20 protein-coding genes are annotated in these 16,694 nt (G+C 54.4%); 8 read left to right on the top strand and 12 right to left on the bottom strand.

Annotated features, from left to right (window positions below):
• Entirely contained in the window at window positions 1-276 is a 276-nt protein-coding gene (rpoZ, locus tag ACJ9N4_RS13830; RefSeq protein WP_000135058.1) for a DNA-directed RNA polymerase subunit omega, read from the bottom strand.
• A 54-nt stretch (window positions 277-330) separates the two neighbouring features.
• The gene (gene gmk / locus ACJ9N4_RS13835) at window positions 331-954 is read right to left on the bottom strand and encodes a guanylate kinase (RefSeq protein ID WP_182273127.1); all 624 of its coding nucleotides are present in this window, start codon (window positions 952-954) and stop codon (window positions 331-333) included.
• A 251-nt stretch (window positions 955-1,205) separates the two neighbouring features.
• Here gmk and ligB point away from each other — a divergent pair, with 251 nt between their 5' ends.
• Window positions 1,206-2,876, top strand: a complete 1,671-nt coding sequence (gene ligB, locus ACJ9N4_RS13840; protein WP_182919191.1) for an NAD-dependent DNA ligase LigB — start codon at window positions 1,206-1,208, stop codon at window positions 2,874-2,876.
• Between the two features lie 2 nt (window positions 2,877-2,878).
• On the opposite strand, the gene ACJ9N4_RS13845 is transcribed toward ligB, so the two are convergent.
• Window positions 2,879-3,496: a trimeric intracellular cation channel family protein gene (locus ACJ9N4_RS13845; RefSeq protein WP_182273125.1), complete on the bottom strand. Its 618-nt coding sequence runs from the start codon at window positions 3,494-3,496 to the stop codon at window positions 2,879-2,881.
• 204 nt (window positions 3,497-3,700) lie between these two features.
• Window positions 3,701-4,609 (bottom strand): LysR family transcriptional regulator, encoded by a 909-nt coding sequence (locus ACJ9N4_RS13850; RefSeq protein WP_182919192.1) that lies wholly within the window; start codon window positions 4,607-4,609, stop codon window positions 3,701-3,703.
• 102 nt (window positions 4,610-4,711) lie between these two features.
• Between ACJ9N4_RS13850 and ACJ9N4_RS13855 the strand changes: the two genes are divergently transcribed.
• Entirely contained in the window at window positions 4,712-5,716 is a 1,005-nt protein-coding gene (locus tag ACJ9N4_RS13855) for a zinc-dependent alcohol dehydrogenase family protein (protein ID WP_232105437.1), read from the top strand.
• Between the two features lie 28 nt (window positions 5,717-5,744).
• Here the strand turns inward: ACJ9N4_RS13855 and ACJ9N4_RS13860 are convergent, their stop codons facing one another.
• Window positions 5,745-6,608, bottom strand: coding sequence for a YicC/YloC family endoribonuclease (locus tag ACJ9N4_RS13860; RefSeq protein ID WP_182273115.1), 864 nt, complete (start codon window positions 6,606-6,608; stop codon window positions 5,745-5,747).
• Between the two features lie 125 nt (window positions 6,609-6,733).
• Here ACJ9N4_RS13860 and rph point away from each other — a divergent pair, with 125 nt between their 5' ends.
• Window positions 6,734-7,450, top strand: a complete 717-nt coding sequence (gene rph, locus ACJ9N4_RS13865) for a ribonuclease PH (protein ID WP_182273114.1) — start codon at window positions 6,734-6,736, stop codon at window positions 7,448-7,450.
• Window positions 7,451-7,518: 68 nt separating this feature from the next.
• A complete protein-coding gene (pyrE, locus tag ACJ9N4_RS13870; RefSeq protein WP_152082717.1) occupies window positions 7,519-8,160 on the top strand; it encodes an orotate phosphoribosyltransferase in 642 nt (213 codons plus the stop codon).
• A gap of 81 nt (window positions 8,161-8,241) precedes the next feature.
• On the opposite strand, the gene slmA is transcribed toward pyrE, so the two are convergent.
• The 3 genes from slmA to coaBC form a co-directional block, all read right to left on the bottom strand.
• Window positions 8,242-8,838 (bottom strand): nucleoid occlusion factor SlmA, encoded by a 597-nt coding sequence (gene slmA / locus ACJ9N4_RS13875; RefSeq protein ID WP_182273113.1) that lies wholly within the window; start codon window positions 8,836-8,838, stop codon window positions 8,242-8,244.
• Between the two features lie 119 nt (window positions 8,839-8,957).
• Entirely contained in the window at window positions 8,958-9,416 is a 459-nt protein-coding gene (dut, locus tag ACJ9N4_RS13880) for a dUTP diphosphatase (RefSeq protein WP_182273112.1), read from the bottom strand.
• Window positions 9,394-10,605 (bottom strand): bifunctional phosphopantothenoylcysteine decarboxylase/phosphopantothenate--cysteine ligase CoaBC, encoded by a 1,212-nt coding sequence (gene coaBC / locus ACJ9N4_RS13885; RefSeq protein ID WP_182274596.1) that lies wholly within the window; start codon window positions 10,603-10,605, stop codon window positions 9,394-9,396. Before coaBC ends, dut begins: the two co-directional genes overlap by 23 nt.
• 173 nt (window positions 10,606-10,778) lie before the next feature.
• Here coaBC and radC point away from each other — a divergent pair, with 173 nt between their 5' ends.
• The 4 genes from radC to mutM all read left to right on the top strand — a co-directional run bounded on the left by radC (window position 10,779) and on the right by mutM (window position 12,973).
• Window positions 10,779-11,444: a RadC family protein gene (gene radC, locus ACJ9N4_RS13890; protein WP_182273111.1), complete on the top strand. Its 666-nt coding sequence runs from the start codon at window positions 10,779-10,781 to the stop codon at window positions 11,442-11,444.
• A 218-nt stretch (window positions 11,445-11,662) separates the two neighbouring features.
• Complete coding sequence (gene rpmB, locus ACJ9N4_RS13895) at window positions 11,663-11,899, top strand: 50S ribosomal protein L28 (RefSeq protein WP_002436699.1); 237 nt, start codon at window positions 11,663-11,665, stop codon at window positions 11,897-11,899.
• A gap of 22 nt (window positions 11,900-11,921) precedes the next feature.
• Window positions 11,922-12,089, top strand: a complete 168-nt coding sequence (gene rpmG, locus ACJ9N4_RS13900) for a 50S ribosomal protein L33 (RefSeq protein ID WP_003024094.1) — start codon at window positions 11,922-11,924, stop codon at window positions 12,087-12,089.
• 74 nt (window positions 12,090-12,163) lie between these two features.
• The gene (gene mutM, locus ACJ9N4_RS13905; RefSeq protein WP_182919204.1) at window positions 12,164-12,973 is read left to right on the top strand and encodes a bifunctional DNA-formamidopyrimidine glycosylase/DNA-(apurinic or apyrimidinic site) lyase; all 810 of its coding nucleotides are present in this window, start codon (window positions 12,164-12,166) and stop codon (window positions 12,971-12,973) included.
• A gap of 39 nt (window positions 12,974-13,012) precedes the next feature.
• Here the strand turns inward: mutM and coaD are convergent, their stop codons facing one another.
• From coaD to ACJ9N4_RS13925, 4 genes are all read right to left on the bottom strand, one after another.
• A complete protein-coding gene (coaD, locus tag ACJ9N4_RS13910; protein WP_182273109.1) occupies window positions 13,013-13,492 on the bottom strand; it encodes a pantetheine-phosphate adenylyltransferase in 480 nt (159 codons plus the stop codon).
• A 3-nt stretch (window positions 13,493-13,495) separates the two neighbouring features.
• The gene (locus tag ACJ9N4_RS13915; protein ID WP_395122749.1) at window positions 13,496-14,266 is read right to left on the bottom strand and encodes a glycosyltransferase family 2 protein; all 771 of its coding nucleotides are present in this window, start codon (window positions 14,264-14,266) and stop codon (window positions 13,496-13,498) included.
• The gene (waaA, locus tag ACJ9N4_RS13920) at window positions 14,266-15,540 is read right to left on the bottom strand and encodes a lipid IV(A) 3-deoxy-D-manno-octulosonic acid transferase (protein WP_182273107.1); all 1,275 of its coding nucleotides are present in this window, start codon (window positions 15,538-15,540) and stop codon (window positions 14,266-14,268) included. Before waaA ends, ACJ9N4_RS13915 begins: the two co-directional genes overlap by 1 nt.
• A 67-nt stretch (window positions 15,541-15,607) precedes the next feature.
• A complete protein-coding gene (locus tag ACJ9N4_RS13925; RefSeq protein WP_182919205.1) occupies window positions 15,608-16,591 on the bottom strand; it encodes a glycosyltransferase in 984 nt (327 codons plus the stop codon).
• Between the last annotated feature and the right edge of the window lie 103 nt (window positions 16,592-16,694).

A 16,694-nucleotide genomic window follows, 5' to 3' on the forward strand; every position in this document is an offset into this window, starting at 1 on the left:
TTAACGACGACCTTCAGCAATGGCGGTTACGGCCTGCAGTTCTGCGGCTTCCTGCTCTTGCTGCTCCTGGCGCTCACGCACGTCGAGGATCTGGTTGTTGATCAGACCTTCTTCGATTTCGCGAAGTGCAATAACGGTGGTTTTATCGTTTTCTTCCGGTACCAGCGGATCTTTACCGCCTACCTGCATCTGACGAGCGCGACGCGCGGCGACCAGCACCAGGTCAAAACGGTTACCAATTTTCTCTACAGCGTCCTGAACAGTTACGCGTGCCATACTTAAAATGCTCCACAGGTGAAGAAATGACTGGGCATGATACTGAAAGTGGGTTCAGTCTGCCAACAGTTTGGTGATTAATGCGTCATGTCGCTGCTTCTGGCGGCTCATACGCAGGCGTTCTGCGCGAAGAATGGTTTTGAGATCGCTCAGCGCGGCATCAAAATCATCATTCACAATAAGGTAATCATATTCCGCGTAATGGCTCATTTCTGCAACTGCCTGTTCCATACGCTTCGCGATCACTTCTTCGCTGTCCTGGCCACGGCCACGCAGACGGCGATCCAGCTCGTCTTTCGATGGCGGTAAAATAAAGATACTGCGCGAATCAGGCATTTTCTTGCGAATCTGCTGTGCGCCCTGCCAGTCGATATCCAGGAACACATTCACGCCTGTTGCCAGAACCTGCTCAATGGTTTCACGCGAGGTACCGTAGTAGTTACCGAAAACTTCCGCGTGTTCAAGAAACGCATCTCTGCTAATCATCGCCCTGAATTCGTCGTGATTCACAAAGAAATAGTGTTCACCGTGCACTTCACCCGGACGCGGCTGACGCGTGGTGTGAGAAACAGAAACCTGTGTGTCGTACAACGGTTGGGTTTTTAACAGTGCCTGAATAAGGCTGGATTTACCCGCGCCACTAGGGGCAGAAACAATATAAAGCGTGCCTTGAGCCATGAGAGTCTTTTGTATGTGTTAGCGAAGAAGTCCTACATACGGGCTTATTATACACGTCGCCGCTGTGTGACGTAGCCTTTGTCACACTTTTTCCCCTGGATTATTGAATTTTGCGTACCGTTTTCAGGTTTTACCTGCGCTTTGCAGCAACAAAAATAAACCCTGGATAGCGTCTCGCAGAGTGAAATGTTGCCGTTAGCGTTGTTTCGGGCGTCGGGGTATACCTCCTGCAACGTAAAGGAGGGGTAGCAATGTGGCGATGGATAAGCGGGTTACTGCTGTTGTGGTGTGGCTATGGTGTGGCGGTGTGCCCGGTGTGGTCACAGGCAAAAGCAGAGAAAGAAATTTCGGCGTTAAGCGCGCAAATCAAACGCTGGGATGATGTCTACTGGAAACAGGGCGTGAGCGAGGTTAATGACGAGGTTTATGATCAGCTTAACGCACGGTTAAAACAATGGCAGCACTGTTTTGGCAGTGAGCTTTCCGGGGAAACACTTCCCGCACTGGCGGGAAGCGTAAAACATCCTGTCGCCCATACGGGGGTGCATAAAGTGGCGAGTAAAGATGAGCTTCGCCAGTGGATGCATACCCGGCGCAACCTCTGGATGCAGCCCAAAGTGGATGGCGTGGCAGTGACGCTGGTGTACCGCAACGGAAAGCTCATCCAGGCCATCAGTCGTGGTGATGGGCTAAAAGGTGAAGACTGGACGGCGCAGGTTCATTTAATACCTTCAATACCACAAACCCTGGCCGGAACGCTGGCGAATAGCGTGCTTCAGGGCGAGCTTTTTTGGTTGCGCGACAACCACATCCAGCGCCAGATGGGCGGGATGAATGCACGCGCAAAAGTGGCGGGTGCGATGATGCGGCAAACGGATAATTCGCTTCTGAGCCAGATCGGCGTGTTTATCTGGGCCTGGCCGGATGGGCCGGAAGAGATGCAGAACGCGCTGGCTGAGTTAGCAAAAGCAGGATTTACCCTGACGGCACGTTATACCCAACCTGTAGTGTCTGTTGATGCTGTGGAGATGCAGCGTTTAGCGTGGCAAACCACCGCGTTACCCTTTGCCACGGATGGCATTGTGGTGCGTTCTACTGATGAACCACCGGGTGAAGGCTGGTTACCCGGGGAGGGAGGCTGGGTCGTTGCGTGGAAATATTCACCTGTCGCACAGGTGGCTGAGGTGAAAGGGATCCAGTTTACTGTGGGGCGAACGGGAAAGGTGTCCGTTGTGGCAACGCTGGAACCGGTGCAACTGGATGATAAGCATGTGCAGCGGGTGAGTCTGGGGTCGGTGGGGCGTTGGCAACAGCTGGATATTGCTCCTGGCGATCAGGTGCTGGTGAGCCTGGCCGGACAGGGGATTCCCCGGTTTGACAAGGTGGTCTGGCGTGGGTCGGACAGACAAAAACCGCAGCCTCCGGCCTCTGATTATCATTCGCTGACCTGCTTTTATGCCTCGCCGGACTGTATGGCGCAGTTCTTTGCCCGGCTGACGTGGCTCAGTTCAAAACAAGGGCTGGATATTGAAGGGTTGGGGGAGTCAGGCTGGCGAACACTTCACCAGGTACACCATTTTGAGCATATCTTTTCATGGTTGTTATTAACGCAGGCGCAGCTTCAGGCCACGCCGGGTTTTTCTGCCGCACGCGGGTTAGCGCTCTGGCATCGTTTTAATCTGGTGCGTGAGCAGCCCTTTATCCGCTGGATCACGGCGATGGGGGTTCCGCTAACCAAAGCGACGCTGAATGCTGCAGGAGGGCTGTCGTGGCAAGCGATGAGTCAGCGTAATGCCGCTGACTGGCGTGCTTTACCGGGAACGGGAGAGGAGAAGGCGCGGCAAATCGTGAACTGGATCCACGCGCCCCAGGTTGATGTGCTGGCTAAGTGGCTGGCTGAGCAGCACATCAACGGGTTCTGACATCAGTGCGCGCTGTGTTTGTAGTGAAAAACGGGCAGCCCGAGCTTCAGGCGCAGCGCCAGCATACGGGCCGTAAAGCCGAACAGCAGCGTGGAGATGACCACCACATCGTGGTTAGAAACATAATGCTGCAGGGCGATATAGAGCACGGCAGCGGCAAAGGAGATACCAGCATACAGTTCCTTCTGGAAAACCAGTGGAATACGTTTGCAGAACATATCGCGCAGCACGCCGCCAAACACCCCCGTTACTACCGCTGCAATAGTGGCGATAACCGGGCCTTCACCCATATCGAGCGCGATTTGTGCGCCAATAATAGAAAAGACAATAAGACCAAGTGCATCAAGCACCAGGAACAGACGACGCAGGTGCGGCATAACGGGAGCAACAATGGTGGTTAATACAGCGGCAGTTGCCACGATAATGACGTATTCAGGGTTTTTAACCCAACCGAGCGGGTAATGACCAAGCAGGATATCGCGCACGGAACCGCCGCCCAGTGCGGTCGCTGTGGCAATAATAATCACGCCGAAGGTGTCCATACGGCGACGTCCGGCTGCGAGTGCGCCGGTCATGGCTTCTGCGGTGATACCAATGAGATAAAGAATGTGAAGCAGCATATAACCTCCGGTGTGAAGGCGTGGAGGTTAGCGATTTGTGCGCACGATCACGATTGAGTTTTTCTAAGGTAAACGATTAAGGATTAATATTTATAATGTGTTTGTTTTATTTTTATTTGTCTTATTTCTATGTTTTATAAAGATTAAATGACATTAAATAATGTCATTTCGACAAGTGTTTGTTTTGAGTTTTACTTATAAAAACTAATCTTTTAATGCAATGCGTTGTGGGAGTTGCTCACGTAAGCGATCGACAGCCATGCGAACCTTCAGCGGCAGCCAGCGCGTTTTTGGCCAGACGGCATGAATAGGAAGCCGGACACCGGCGGTGTCAGGAAGGATCTGAACTAAGCGTCCACTGTGCAGGCGTTCGTTAATGAGCCAGTAAGGAAGCCAGGCAATGCCGTCCCCGGCTTCTGCGGCGTCGGCAATGGCGTCCAGATCGTCCATGTAGAACCGCCCTTCAGGTTTGAAACGTTCGATTTGACCATTGATGGTGAGCTGCCATTCCAGCGGTCTGGTTTTGTTCAGGTAAAAAATAGCCTGATGCTGCATAAGTTCATCTGGTGAAGCCGGGGTGCCATATCGGGCGAGATATGACGGTGCTGCACACAGGCGCATGTCGTGCCAGGAAAGTGGGCGGGCAATGAGGTCGGTGCTGTCTTCCAGCTGGCCGTTACGCACCGCGAAATCAAACCCTTCATCCACCAGATTAATCACGCGATCGCTGAAAGAAAGCTCCAGTACCAGCTTGGGGTGCTCTCGTGCCAGTTCCAGTAAAACCGGGGCGACGCAGCGACGTCCGAACAGTACGGGCAAGGAGACGCGTAATTTACCGCGCAGGATCTGTTTGCCGCTTTCCAGAAGTGCTTGTGCTGCCTCCATTTCGCTGTGCGCGCGGTGGGCATGTTCAAGCAATAGCGAGCCTTCAGCCGTTAGCGTCTGGCTGCGTGTGGTGCGCAGGAATAACCTGACACCCAGCCTGCTTTCAAGCCGCGCGATGCTCTTACCTACGGCAGAACGCGACAGGTGCAACCGCTCCGCTGCCCGGGCAAAACTACCGCTTTCAACAACTTGCAGGAAAAGGTCAATACCATCAAACCGGTTAAGCATTGTCGCTCCTGAGACACCAATATGAGGAAAAAGTATCAGCACTGGTGAGTAAATTGCAACGCTATCCTTGTGTCATCTGTCAGACGACACAGGAAGAAAAAGATGAAGTACTGGACAATGCAGTCAGCCGGGCGCGACAACCTTATTCTGGATACACAAGCTCAGCCAGAACCGGGGCCGTTTGACGTCCGGGTTCGTGTTAACGCGGTTGCACTGAACTACCGTGATAAGTTGATTGTTGAGGGGGCAATGCCTGCCGTTTTTCCGCTAACGCCTGCGTCAGATATGGCAGGTGTTGTTGAGGCTGTTGGTGAACAGGTGAGCCGCTTTCAGCCTGGCGACAGGGTCATTTCCTCTTTTTCGCCCGACTGGATAGACGGTAAACGTCCCGGCAGCGCAGTCGAACCCCACGGGGCTGCGCTCGGTGGTGCCTATCCTGGTATGCTGGCTCAGCAAATTGTGGTGAACGAAAACTGGCTGGTGGCTTCCCCGGAGAGTCTCAGCGATATCGAGGCCAGTACGCTGCCCTGCGCAGGATTAACCGCCTGGTTTGCCCTGGTTGAACAGGGGCAGTTAAAAGCCGGAGATTCCGTTCTGGTTCAGGGGACAGGCGGTGTGGCTCTGTTCGCCCTGCAAATTGCCAAAGCGCAGGGGGCAACGGTTTATGTCACCTCTTCCAGTGACGCTAAACTGGACCGCGCGAAAGCGCTGGGGGCTGATTTCGTCATAAATCGTCATCAGGGTGACTGGGTGGAACAGGCGTTATCGCTGAGCCGTGGTCGGGGCATCGACCATGTTGTGGATACGGTTGGTGGCGGTAACGTTGCACACTCTGTCGCCGCCGTTGCTCCCGGAGGAAGGGTTTCATTGATTGGAGTGTTAGAAGGAACAGAGATTGGTGTTCCTGCCGTAGCGATGTTAATGAAATCTGCCGTGATTCAGGGCATTGGTGTTGGGCATCGCCGGGCATTAACCGATCTCGTCCGGGCGGTAGATGCGACACATCTGAAGCCTGTTATCGACAGTACCTGGACGCTGGAACAGCTACCCGAAGCGCTGGCTCACCTGGAGAGTGGCCCATTCGGTAAGATTGTGATTACGCTATAAAAAAGCCCCGTCAGGGGCTTTCAGAGATTTACTCGATATTCTGGATCTGCTCGCGCATCTGCTCAATAAGCACCTTCAGCTCAATGGCGGAATTGGTGACGTCGGCATTGATCGATTTCGAGGCCAGGGTGTTCGACTCCCGGTTGAACTCCTGCATCATAAAGTCGAGGCGACGGCCTACCGCTTCTTTCTTCTTCAGAATGTTGTAGGTCTCTTTAACGTGCGCTTCCAGACGATCCAGCTCTTCGGCCACGTCCACACGCTGCGCCATCAGTACCAGTTCTTGTTCCAGACGGTTGTTTTCCAGCTGAACTTCAGCTTCTTCCAGTTTCGCGACCAGGCGTTCGCGCTGCCATTGCAGCACTTCTGGCATATGGGTGCGAACTTTAGCCACTTCGGTGCTAACGCCTTCAAGACGCTGCTCAATCAGCGCTTTCAGCGCCTGACCTTCGGTTTCGCGGGCAACAATAAAGTCATCCAGCGTGCCGTCGAGAGCTGCAAGAATTTCCGCAGTAATTGCATCCAGATCCTGCTCGCCAGCGGCCATCACGCCAGGCCAGCGCAGAATATCAACCGGGTTGATTTCACCTTCATCGCTCTGCATTTTGACCCAGTTCGCGGCATTGACGAGCTGCTTCGCCAGTTTTTCGTTGAGGATCAGCTCACCCTGTGCGCTGGCATCCGGCTCAAAGCGCAGGTTACATTCCACTTTACCGCGTGTCAGACGAGTACGGATTCGCTCACGCACCACAGGCTCAAGACTGCGGAACTGCTCCGGCATACGGAAATACGTTTCCAGATAGCGCTGGTTTACCGAGCGCATTTCCCAGGTAGCGCTACCCCAGCTACCCTTGATTTCACGCCGGGCGTAGGCGGTCATACTGCGGATCATAGACATTCCCGTTTTTAAAGGAGAGATGGGGGGATTATAGCTTTCAGGGGCTTCTCAGGATAGGAATAAGCGTCCTTTATCCGTATAATGCGCAGCCACATTCGTTTCAAGCCGGAGAATTCATCATGCGTCCAGCAGGTCGTAGCGCCAATCAGGTGCGTCCCGTCACCCTGACCCGTAACTATACAAAACACGCTGAAGGCTCCGTGCTGGTTGAGTTTGGTGACACCAGGGTACTGTGTACTGCCTCTATCGAAGAAGGCGTTCCTCGCTTCCTGAAAGGCCAGGGCCAGGGCTGGATCACTGCGGAATATGGCATGCTGCCACGTGCAACCCATACCCGTAACGCCCGCGAAGCGGCAAAGGGTAAACAGGGTGGCCGTACTATGGAGATCCAGCGTCTGATCGCGCGTGCACTGCGTGCAGCCGTTGATCTGAAAACCCTGGGTGAATTCACCATTACTCTGGACTGTGATGTGATCCAGGCTGATGGCGGCACGCGTACGGCGTCGATTACCGGCGCATGTGTGGCGCTGGCCGATGCACTGAACAAACTGGTTGCTGCCGGTAAGCTGAAAACGAACCCAATGAAAGGGATGGTTGCGGCGGTTTCCGTCGGTATCGTTAACGGTGAAGCGCTGTGCGATCTGGAATATGTTGAAGATTCCGCAGCCGAGACCGACATGAACGTGGTAATGACCGAAGACGGTCGCATTATCGAAGTGCAGGGCACAGCGGAAGGCGAGCCGTTTACCCACGAAGAGCTTCTCACCTTGCTGGCGCTGGCCCGAGGGGGAATCGAATCCATTGTAACGACGCAGAAAGCGGCGTTAGAAAATTGATTTTAAAGGCGACCAGTGAGTCGCCTTTTTTTTGCCTGTAAGACAGAAAAAACCAAAGGAGCGAATCCATGAAATCGTATCAGCGCCAGTTTATTGAGTTTGCGCTTAACAAGCAGGTACTTAAGTTTGGCGAATTTACGCTGAAATCCGGGCGTAAAAGTCCCTATTTCTTCAACGCCGGGCTGTTTAATACCGGGCGCGATCTGGCATTGTTAGGCCGTTTCTATGCCGAAGCGCTGGTGGATTCCGGGATCGATTTCGACCTGCTGTTTGGCCCGGCTTATAAAGGCATTCCGATTGCGACCACTACGGCGGTGGCGCTGGCGGAGCACCACGATCGCGATGTGCCATACTGCTTTAACCGTAAAGAAGCCAAAACCCACGGCGAAGGCGGCAATCTGGTGGGCAGTGCGCTGCAGGGCCGCGTTATGCTGGTGGACGATGTGATCACCGCAGGCACTGCTATTCGTGAATCGATGGAGATTATCCAGGCTAACGGCGCTACGCTTGCAGGTGTACTGATTTCTCTGGATCGCCAGGAGCGTGGTCGCGGCGAAATTTCTGCAATTCAGGAAGTGGAACGTGATTACGGCTGCAAAGTGACGTCGATTATCACACTGAAAGATTTGATCGCGTACCTGGAAGAGAAGCCAGAGATGGCAGACCATCTGGCAGCAGTGCGTAAATATCGGGAAGAGTTTGGCGTGTAATGTACTGCCCGGTGGCGCTGCGCTTACCGGGCCTACATAACCGTAGGCCGGATAAGGCGAAGACGCCATCCGGCAACAGTGTTACTGCAACTGGGCAGCCACTAACGGCCAGCGGGCGTCAAAATCGTCCGTTGGTCGGTATTTGAATTCACTGCGCACAAAGCGGGAGAGCATCCCTTCGCAAAACGCCAGCAGCTGGCCCGCCAGCAGCGTTTCATCGGTGTTGTAACCTTCACCTTCACGCATTTTCTTCTCGCGCAGTACCTGTCGCAGCTGGGCTTCAATACGCTCAAAAAGCTGGTTAATGCGACCCTGCAGCCTGTCTTGTTCGAACATCAGCGCGTGGCCGGTCAGGATACGGGTTAAACCGGGATTACGTTCGCCAAAGCCCAGAATCAACAGCACAATCAGACGCAGACGCGCGCTGGTGTCTTTTTCATCTTTCAGAATCAGGTTGATGCGTGTGATCAGGCTGTCTTCGATAAACTCGATCAGGCTGTCGAACATCCGGGTTTTGCTCGGAAAATGGCGATACAGTGCCGCTTCCGACACGCCTACAGAGGCCGCCAGTTTTGCGGTGGTGATGCGTTGACTGCCATCGCTGGATTCAAGCATCAGAGCCAGAGACTGAAGTATTTCTTCGCGACGGTTCCTTTTCGCGGTTTGTTTTTCTGCCATGTTACAAAATACCCCTGAAAATAAGCACTGCCAGGCTGGCATCCACACAGCGACCGCAAACTACGGTTTGCGGTTTGTTATTGCATTATGGCGCTGTGAGATGCGTAACAGTCGGGCGATTATTTGCGCCCGGAATGGCCGAAGCCGCCTTCGCCACGGTCGGTAGCGTCAAAATCTGCCACCAGATTAAATTCGGCCTGCACCACCGGTACGAATACCATCTGTGCGATGCGCTCACCGGGTTCGACGGTGAAGCTGTCCTGACCGCGGTTCCAGACGGAAACCATCAGTTGACCCTGATAGTCAGAGTCGATCAGGCCGACCAGGTTACCCAGCACGACGCCATGTTTATGACCCAGGCCAGAACGTGGCAGGATCACCGCTGCGAGTGATGGGTCAGCAATGTGAATCGCCAGACCGGTCGGGATCAGGGTGGTTGCACCCGGAGCCAGTTCTACGGCGTCATCGAGACAGGCGCGCAGGTCAAGACCGGCGGAGCCGGAGGTGGCATAGGTTGGCAGCGGGAATTGCTCGCCAACACGCGGGTCCAGAATCTTAACGTCGATTTTTTTCATCATAACGGGTAACGATCTCGTCCAGTAATTGTTGGCCCAGGAGTTCCTTGCGCTCAAGCGGTAAGACTTTATCTCCATCCTGCCAGAAAAGGTGCAGTGCGTTGCTGTCGCTGTTAAATCCTTGTGTGGCCAGCGATACGTCGTTCGCGCAAATCAAATCGAGGTTTTTGCGGGTACGTTTTTGCCGGGCATATTCTTCCACATTATTCGTTTCTGCGGCAAACCCAACAACGTAAGGACGATGGCTTTTCAGTGCGGCAACACCGGCAACGATATCCGGGTTTTTCACCATTTTTAGTGTTAATTCATCGCCTTGCTTTTTAATTTTGGCATCAGAAATTGTCTCGGCGCGGTAATCGGCGACGGCGGCACAGCCGATAAAAATCTGCTGATTTTGCGCATGTGCCTGTACAGCGGCTTCCATTTCCAGTGCGGTAGTGACATCAATGCGCTGCACAAATGGAGGGGTAGGCAACAAGACCGGGCCGCTCACCAGCGTGACGTTCGCACCGCGTTTTGCCGCTGCGGCAGCAATGGCAAAGCCCATCTTACCGGAGCTATGGTTAGTAATGTAACGCACCGGGTCCAGCGGCTCACGCGTTGGGCCCGCGGTAATCATGATGTTGAGATGTTGCAGATCGTTGACAGGCGAAAAATGAGCGGCGGCCATATCGACGATAGCCAGTGGGTCAAGCATGCGCCCTGGGCCAATATCGCCACAGGCCTGGCTGCCGCTGTCCGGCCCCCAGATCAACAAGCCGCGAGAGGACAGCGTCTCCAGATTGTGCTGGGTGGCGGCATTGCGGTACATCTGCTGGTTCATGGCGGGCACGACGGCGACAGGGGCAGGCGTCGCCAGGCAAATAGTCGAGACCAGATCGTTCGCCATACCCGCGGCTACACGGGCGATTAAATCTGCCGTGGCGGGGGCAAGGATAACCAGGTCTGCCCATTTCCCCAGCTCGATATGACCCATCGCGGCTTCTGCGGCTGGATCAAGCAGGCTGTCAGATACCGGGTACCCTGAAACGGCCTGCAGGCTCAGAGGAGTGATAAAGGCTTTGCCGCCTTCAGTTATCGCGACCCGCACGTCGGCCCCGCGTTCGCGCAGACGACGCACCAGATCCGGCGCTTTATAGGCAGCAATACCGCCGCTCACGCCAAGAACGATTTTTTTACCAGCCAGGCTCATCATGATTCTTTCCTGTTGGGTTTCACCAGAGAGCGGGCATTTTATCACAATCCAAAAATCGGGGTGCTTTTGTCCTTCAGTCACTTTGCGAGGCGTTACGCAAGAACGAAACATGGCCGTCGAGCACCGGATGTACCTGTGGCAGCATAATGGCAAACATAAGGAGACAGCACATGGAAGAGACTGAACTGCTGCTACCGCGTGAAAAACTGCTGCGCTATGGCGTCACGTTGTTAAAAGATGACGAACTGCTGGCACTCTTTTTGCGCACCGGGACGCAGGGGAAGACGGTGTTTACGCTGGCCAACGATTTGATAGACCACTTTGGCTCACTGTACGGTTTGCTGACGGCTGAACTGGAGGCGTTCCGACACGTTGAGGGGATTGGGGTCGCGAAGTACGCTCAGTTAAGAGGCATTGCCGAACTGGCACGGCGTTTTTACAATGTCCGTCTGGAAGAAGAAGATCCGGTTCTGACGCCAGAAGGCGCGCGTGAATTCCTGCAGAGCCAACTGGCGGATGCGGAGCGCGAGATCTTTATGGTGATCTTTCTCGATAACAGGAACCGGATACTGAAACATAGTCACCTGTTTTCGGGAACATTGAGCCATGTTGAGGTTCATCCGCGTGAAATTGTGCGGGAAGCGATAAAAGTGAATGCAGCCGGCGTGATCCTCGCGCATAATCACCCCTCTGGCTGTGCACAACCGAGCAGAGCTGACAAAGAAATCACCGAACGCATTATCAAATGCTGTCAATTCATGGACATTCGTGTACTGGACCATCTGATAATTGGCCGCGGAGAGTACATTTCTTTTGCAGAACATGGTTGGATTTAGACCATTTCACGCGATCCATCGGGATCTTTGTCTGTTCGGGACTTGAGCACACCGCCGAGTCAGCGTATACTACGCCACCTTTGAGAATCTCGGGTTTGGCATTTGGGCCTGGCAATCGAGAGTTCACTTAGAACTATGCGATGACCGGGCTGTAAAGCCTGACGAGGCGCCGATACCCCATACGAAGCTCGAGCTAATTTGATTTTTGGAGAATAGACATGTCCCGAGTCTGCCAAGTTACTGGCAAGCGTCCGGTGACCGGTAACAACCGTTCCCACGCACTGAACGCGACTAAACGCCGTTTCCTGCCGAACCTGCACTCTCACCGTTTCTGGGTTGAGAGCGAGAAGCGTTTTGTCACCCTGCGCGTATCTGCTAAAGGTATGCGTGTAATTGATAAGAAAGGCATCGATACAGTTCTGTCCGAACTGCGTGCCCGTGGCGAAAAGTACTAAGTACTTAAAGAGGAAATAAATCATGGCTAAAGGTATTCGCGAGAAAATCAAGCTGGTTTCTTCTGCTGGTACAGGTCACTTCTACACCACCACGAAGAACAAACGTACTAAGCCGGAAAAACTGGAACTGAAAAAATTCGATCCAGTTGTACGCCAGCACGTACTGTACAAAGAAGCTAAAATTAAATAATTTTAGTCTCCTTGTATTGAAAAACCCCGCAACTGCGGGGTTTTTTGCATTCTGCATCTCTCAACGGAGGAACCATGCCTGAATTACCTGAGGTAGAGACCAGCCGTCGCGGTATTGAGCCCCATCTGGTCGGCGCGACCATTCTTCATGCTGTTATCCGAAATGGTCGTCTCCGCTGGCCGGTTTCCGATGAGATCCATGCCCTGAGCGACAAACCCGTTCTCAGCGTCCAGCGCCGTGCCAAGTATCTGCTGCTGGAGCTGCCAGATGGCTGGATCATCATCCATCTGGGGATGTCCGGGAGCCTGCGCATCCTTACTGAAGAACTGCCTGCGGAAAAGCACGACCACGTCGATCTGGTGATGAGTAACGGTAAAGTGCTGCGTTATACCGACCCACGACGCTTTGGCGCGTGGCTATGGACCAAAGAGCTTGAAGGACATAGCGTGCTGGCACACCTGGGGCCAGAGCCGCTCTCAGAGGCCTTTAACGCGGAATACCTGAAAGCGAAGTGTGCGAAGAAGAAAACCCCGATCAAACCCTGGCTGATGGATAACAAGCTGGTGGTCGGCGTGGGGAATATTTATGCCAGTGAATCGCTGTTTGCTGCCGGGATCCATCCCGATCGGCTGGCCTCTTCGCTGTCGGCACAGGAGTGCGAACTGCTGGTCAGGGTGATTAAAGCGGTGCTGCTGCGTTCAATTGAGCAGGGAGGGACGACGCTGAAGGACTTCCTGCAGAGCGACGGTAAGCCGGGTTATTTTGCGCAGGAGTTGCAGGTGTATGGCCGTAAAGGCGAGCCGTGCAGAGTCTGCGGCACGCCAATTATTGCAACGAAACACGCCCAGCGTGCCACGTTCTACTGCCGTCAGTGCCAGAAGTAAGCGTAGGCCCGGCAAGCACAGCGACACCGGGCAAAAGATTTACTTCAGTTTCTCCATCAACGCCTGATGGACATTCACTGGCAGGAAATGGGTCACATCGCCGTGATGACGAGCCACCTCTTTCACCAGCGTGGAGGAGATAAACGACCACTCTTTGGATGGCATCAGAAACACACTTTCCAGCTCCGGCATCAGGTGGCGGTTCATGTGCGCCAGCTGCATCTCATACTCGAAGTCAGCCACCGCGCGTAAACCACGGATCAGGATATTGGCCTGTTGGGTGCGGGCGAAATTGGCCATCAGGTCGCTGAACCCTACCACTTCAACGTTCGGCAGGTGCGAGATCGCCGCGGTAGCCAGCGCAACGCGCTCGTTGAGGTTGAACATCGGCTTTTTGCTGGGGCTGGCGGCAATCGCCAGAATCACCTTGTCGAACATGCTCGTCGCACGGGTGATGATATCAAGATGACCGTTGGTGATCGGATCGAAGGTACCCGGATAAATCGCTTTTGTGCTCATGGCTCACGTTTTCTCTGAGTAGCCGCGGCAGAGCGCCCACAGCTCGGTGTATTTGTTAAAAGTATACTGGGCATTCACCACCGCCAGTAGCCAGCCCTGTTTTCCGTCCAGCACCCCACCGCGCAGCAGCAGCGTTTTCAGAAACGCGCCCAGCGTGTGGGTAAAAATACCGGTCAGCGTGGCCTTCTTGCCGCGCTGGTGGCGTTCCTGTGCCCATGCGGTGGCGTAGTTGAGCTGTTTACGCTGGAAACTGGCGAAATCCCGGCAGGTCAGGTGGAGCAGATCGCCCGTCAGGGGGATCACCTGAGCGTTGTCACAGGCCAGGGATTCGTGCACCAGATTATTGTTGTACTGATACTGCTCGCGCTCATACAGGCGCATCACGCGGTCAGGATACCAGCCGCTGTGGCGCATAAAACGACCGAGGAAGTAGTTACGACGCGCAATGCTGTATACCGCGCCAGGATGAGGTGCGGCGAGCACGGTCTGAATGGCTTGCTGCAATTCCGGCGTGATGCGCTCGTCGGTGTCGAGCATCAGCACGTAATCACCGGTGGCGTACTCCTGCGCGCGCTGGCGCTGGATGCCATAACCCTGCCAGTCGGTGTTGGTATACACTTTTGCACCCGCTGCGCGGGCGACCTCCACCGTGTTGTCCGTGCTACCGGAATCGAGCAGGACAATTTCGTCAGCCCAGGCGACAGAAGCCAGGCAGTCCGGAAGCAGGTCGGCGGCGTTTTTGGCGATCATCACGACCGACAGACGCGTTGACATTAGTGGCTCCGCTGAGGCAGATAAGGTTGCAGAAGTTGCAGCAGACGGGTCAGTGCGCCCTGGTTCTGATGCAGCACTTCGACGGCATGACGACCATACCACAGGCGGTAATCTTCGTCGGTCAGAAGGGTCGAAACCTCCTTCACCACCGAATCCGCGTCGGTTACGGTAATTAAACCATCGGCTTGCTGCAATTTAGCGCAGATATCTTTGAAGTTAAACGTGTGTGGCCCCATCAGCACCGGAATGGCATGCGCGGCAGGCTCCAGCGGGTTATGACCACCGCGCTCGACCAGACTGCCACCGACAAAAGCGAGGTCAGCAATGCCGTACAGCAGCATCAGTTCGCCCATCGTATCGCCAATCACCACCTGGGTGCTGCCGGACGGGATCTCACCGCTGCTGCGCAGGGTGAAGCTGAAACCGCCTTTTTGCACCATTTCACGGGCATCTTTAAAACGCTCCGGATGGCGAGGAACCAGGATCAGCAATAAATCAGGGAATTTTTCCAGCAGCGTACGGTGAGCCTGCAGGATGACCGCTTCTTCACCGTCGTGGGTACTGGTGGCAATCCAGACCTGACGACGCGGTGCCCACTGGCGGCGCAGCGTCACCGCACGGGCGGCGAGTTCAGGCGTGACGGAAATATCGAACTTCAGGCTGCCCGTCACCGCAAGCTGGTTGCGTTTCAGGCCCAGAGAGAGAAAGCGCGCTGCGTCTTCTTCGTTCTGCGCAGCAATCAGCGTGATCTTACTGAGCAGGCGACGCATAAATTTACCCAGCTTGCCGTAGCCTTTCGCCGACCGCTCTGAGAGACGGGCGTTGGCAATCACCAGCGGGATTTTACGGGCATGCAGGGCGGAAATCATATTTGGCCACAGTTCAGTTTCCATCACGATCACAAGCTTCGGGCGAACGGTGTCCAGGAAACGGCTCATGGCGCAGGGCAGATCGTAAGGCAGATAGACGTGATGAACGTCTTTACCGAATGCGGACATCACGCGCTCAGAGCCGGTCGGCGTCATGGTGGTGACGGTGATCGGCAGTGACGGATAGCGGTGGCGCAGGGCGCGAACCAGCGGGATCGCCGCCAGCGTTTCGCCAACAGAAACGGAATGCAGCAAAATACCGTCCGGGGCGACTTTATTGCGGCAGTAACCATAGCGTTCAGCCCAGCGTTTACGATACGCAGGCGCTTTACGGCTACGAAGCAACAGTCGCAGCCACACCAGTGGCTGAATGATGTAGAGCAGGGCGGTATACAACAATTCCAAGCGATTATCCGTTTTTTTTAGTTTCGGCGGGCAAATTCTAAGCATTTAAGCCAGGTAAAGCTATCTCTTATGCCAGATACCGTTTTAAACGGAAATAACGGCGGCCCAGTCGCCAGTGCTGGCGCAGCCCACGGGCGTTTTTCCAGATCAGTGCCCAGATCCCCCGGTCGAACAGTTCGCGGATGATTTCGCGTTTTTTGCTGAGATCGCCAATGTTGTTAATGGCGTGGAGAATGCCCAGCCCCTCTTTCGCGATTTGCCACTGGCAAGCCGGAACCCGGCGCACGGTATCCGGGTAGCGCTGGTTGATAACATCCAGCATCTCAAGGATTTTCATGTAGTGGCGTGCGTTACGCATGCGCGAGTCATCCGTACCCGGCGTGTGTGACACCGAGGCGGAGTGAATAAGGTAGTCGTAGAAGGTTTCGTCGGTGTACTGCACGCGTCTGGCGGTCAGCAGCACTTCGGTCGTCCACGGAATATCCTGATGACGCAGGCCATGTTCAAAGGTGAAGCCCTGCTCTTTAATGAACGCGTGGCGATAAATATTCAGCCAGGTGACGTGCAGGAATTTACGTGATGCCAGCGCGCGCTGTAGCCACGTTGGGCCGTCCAGCACGTCGGTAGATTGCAGTTTGTCTGACGGGAAGATTTTCTTTGACGGTCTTCCGTCATCGTAAATATAGGTGCCGTTGCAGGTCGCGACATCGAGATCGTTCTTTTTAGCCATCTCAAGCAGGCGCGGATACATGCCCGGATAGATCACATCGTCGATGTCCGGGAATGCAACATACTCGCCCGTCGCTTCTGCCAGGCCGGTATTGCGGGCTGCGGATACGCCCTGGTTGGCCTGGTCAATCACCTTGTAGAACGGGAATTCACTGGCGTATTGCGCAATGATGGCCGCAGAGTTGTCATTTGACCCGTCGTTCACAACGACCAGCTCCAGACTGTCCAGATGTTGAGCTTTGATGCTGTCGAAAAATGCACTCAGGAATTTTTCACCGTTATAGACGGCGACCACAAGGCTCAATAAAGGTTTGTCGGACATGCTTTCTCCGTTGTGTTCAGGGCAGGCCACCCATATTGGTGATACCATTCGTGCTGTATTATATCTGGTGGATACTAAAAACATATGCCTGGCGGGACAAAGA

The sequence above is a fragment of the Enterobacter sp. LM3 genome (genome assembly GCF_046622475.1).
In the GTDB taxonomy this organism is placed as follows: Bacteria; Pseudomonadota; Gammaproteobacteria; order Enterobacterales; family Enterobacteriaceae; genus Enterobacter; species Enterobacter cloacae_P.

What these genes read in the sequence shown, in the direction of transcription:
- rpoZ (WP_000135058.1), bottom strand. Translation starts at nt 276, where the DNA reads ATGGCACGCGTAACTGTTCAGGACGCTGTAGAGAAAATTGGTAACCGT.
- gmk (WP_182273127.1), bottom strand. Translation starts at nt 954, where the DNA reads ATGGCTCAAGGCACGCTTTATATTGTTTCTGCCCCTAGTGGCGCGGGT.
- ligB (WP_182919191.1), top strand. Translation starts at nt 1,206, where the DNA reads ATGTGGCGATGGATAAGCGGGTTACTGCTGTTGTGGTGTGGCTATGGT.
- ACJ9N4_RS13845 (WP_182273125.1), bottom strand. Translation starts at nt 3,496, where the DNA reads ATGCTGCTTCACATTCTTTATCTCATTGGTATCACCGCAGAAGCCATG.
- ACJ9N4_RS13850 (WP_182919192.1), bottom strand. Translation starts at nt 4,609, where the DNA reads ATGCTTAACCGGTTTGATGGTATTGACCTTTTCCTGCAAGTTGTTGAA.
- ACJ9N4_RS13855 (WP_232105437.1), top strand. Translation starts at nt 4,712, where the DNA reads ATGAAGTACTGGACAATGCAGTCAGCCGGGCGCGACAACCTTATTCTG.
- ACJ9N4_RS13860 (WP_182273115.1), bottom strand. Translation starts at nt 6,608, where the DNA reads ATGATCCGCAGTATGACCGCCTACGCCCGGCGTGAAATCAAGGGTAGC.
- rph (WP_182273114.1), top strand. Translation starts at nt 6,734, where the DNA reads ATGCGTCCAGCAGGTCGTAGCGCCAATCAGGTGCGTCCCGTCACCCTG.
- pyrE (WP_152082717.1), top strand. Translation starts at nt 7,519, where the DNA reads ATGAAATCGTATCAGCGCCAGTTTATTGAGTTTGCGCTTAACAAGCAG.
- slmA (WP_182273113.1), bottom strand. Translation starts at nt 8,838, where the DNA reads ATGGCAGAAAAACAAACCGCGAAAAGGAACCGTCGCGAAGAAATACTT.
- dut (WP_182273112.1), bottom strand. Translation starts at nt 9,416, where the DNA reads ATGATGAAAAAAATCGACGTTAAGATTCTGGACCCGCGTGTTGGCGAG.
- coaBC (WP_182274596.1), bottom strand. Translation starts at nt 10,605, where the DNA reads ATGAGCCTGGCTGGTAAAAAAATCGTTCTTGGCGTGAGCGGCGGTATT.
- radC (WP_182273111.1), top strand. Translation starts at nt 10,779, where the DNA reads ATGGAAGAGACTGAACTGCTGCTACCGCGTGAAAAACTGCTGCGCTAT.
- rpmB (WP_002436699.1), top strand. Translation starts at nt 11,663, where the DNA reads ATGTCCCGAGTCTGCCAAGTTACTGGCAAGCGTCCGGTGACCGGTAAC.
- rpmG (WP_003024094.1), top strand. Translation starts at nt 11,922, where the DNA reads ATGGCTAAAGGTATTCGCGAGAAAATCAAGCTGGTTTCTTCTGCTGGT.
- mutM (WP_182919204.1), top strand. Translation starts at nt 12,164, where the DNA reads ATGCCTGAATTACCTGAGGTAGAGACCAGCCGTCGCGGTATTGAGCCC.
- coaD (WP_182273109.1), bottom strand. Translation starts at nt 13,492, where the DNA reads ATGAGCACAAAAGCGATTTATCCGGGTACCTTCGATCCGATCACCAAC.
- ACJ9N4_RS13915 (WP_395122749.1), bottom strand. Translation starts at nt 14,266, where the DNA reads ATGTCAACGCGTCTGTCGGTCGTGATGATCGCCAAAAACGCCGCCGAC.
- ACJ9N4_RS13925 (WP_182919205.1), bottom strand. Translation starts at nt 16,591, where the DNA reads ATGTCCGACAAACCTTTATTGAGCCTTGTGGTCGCCGTCTATAACGGT.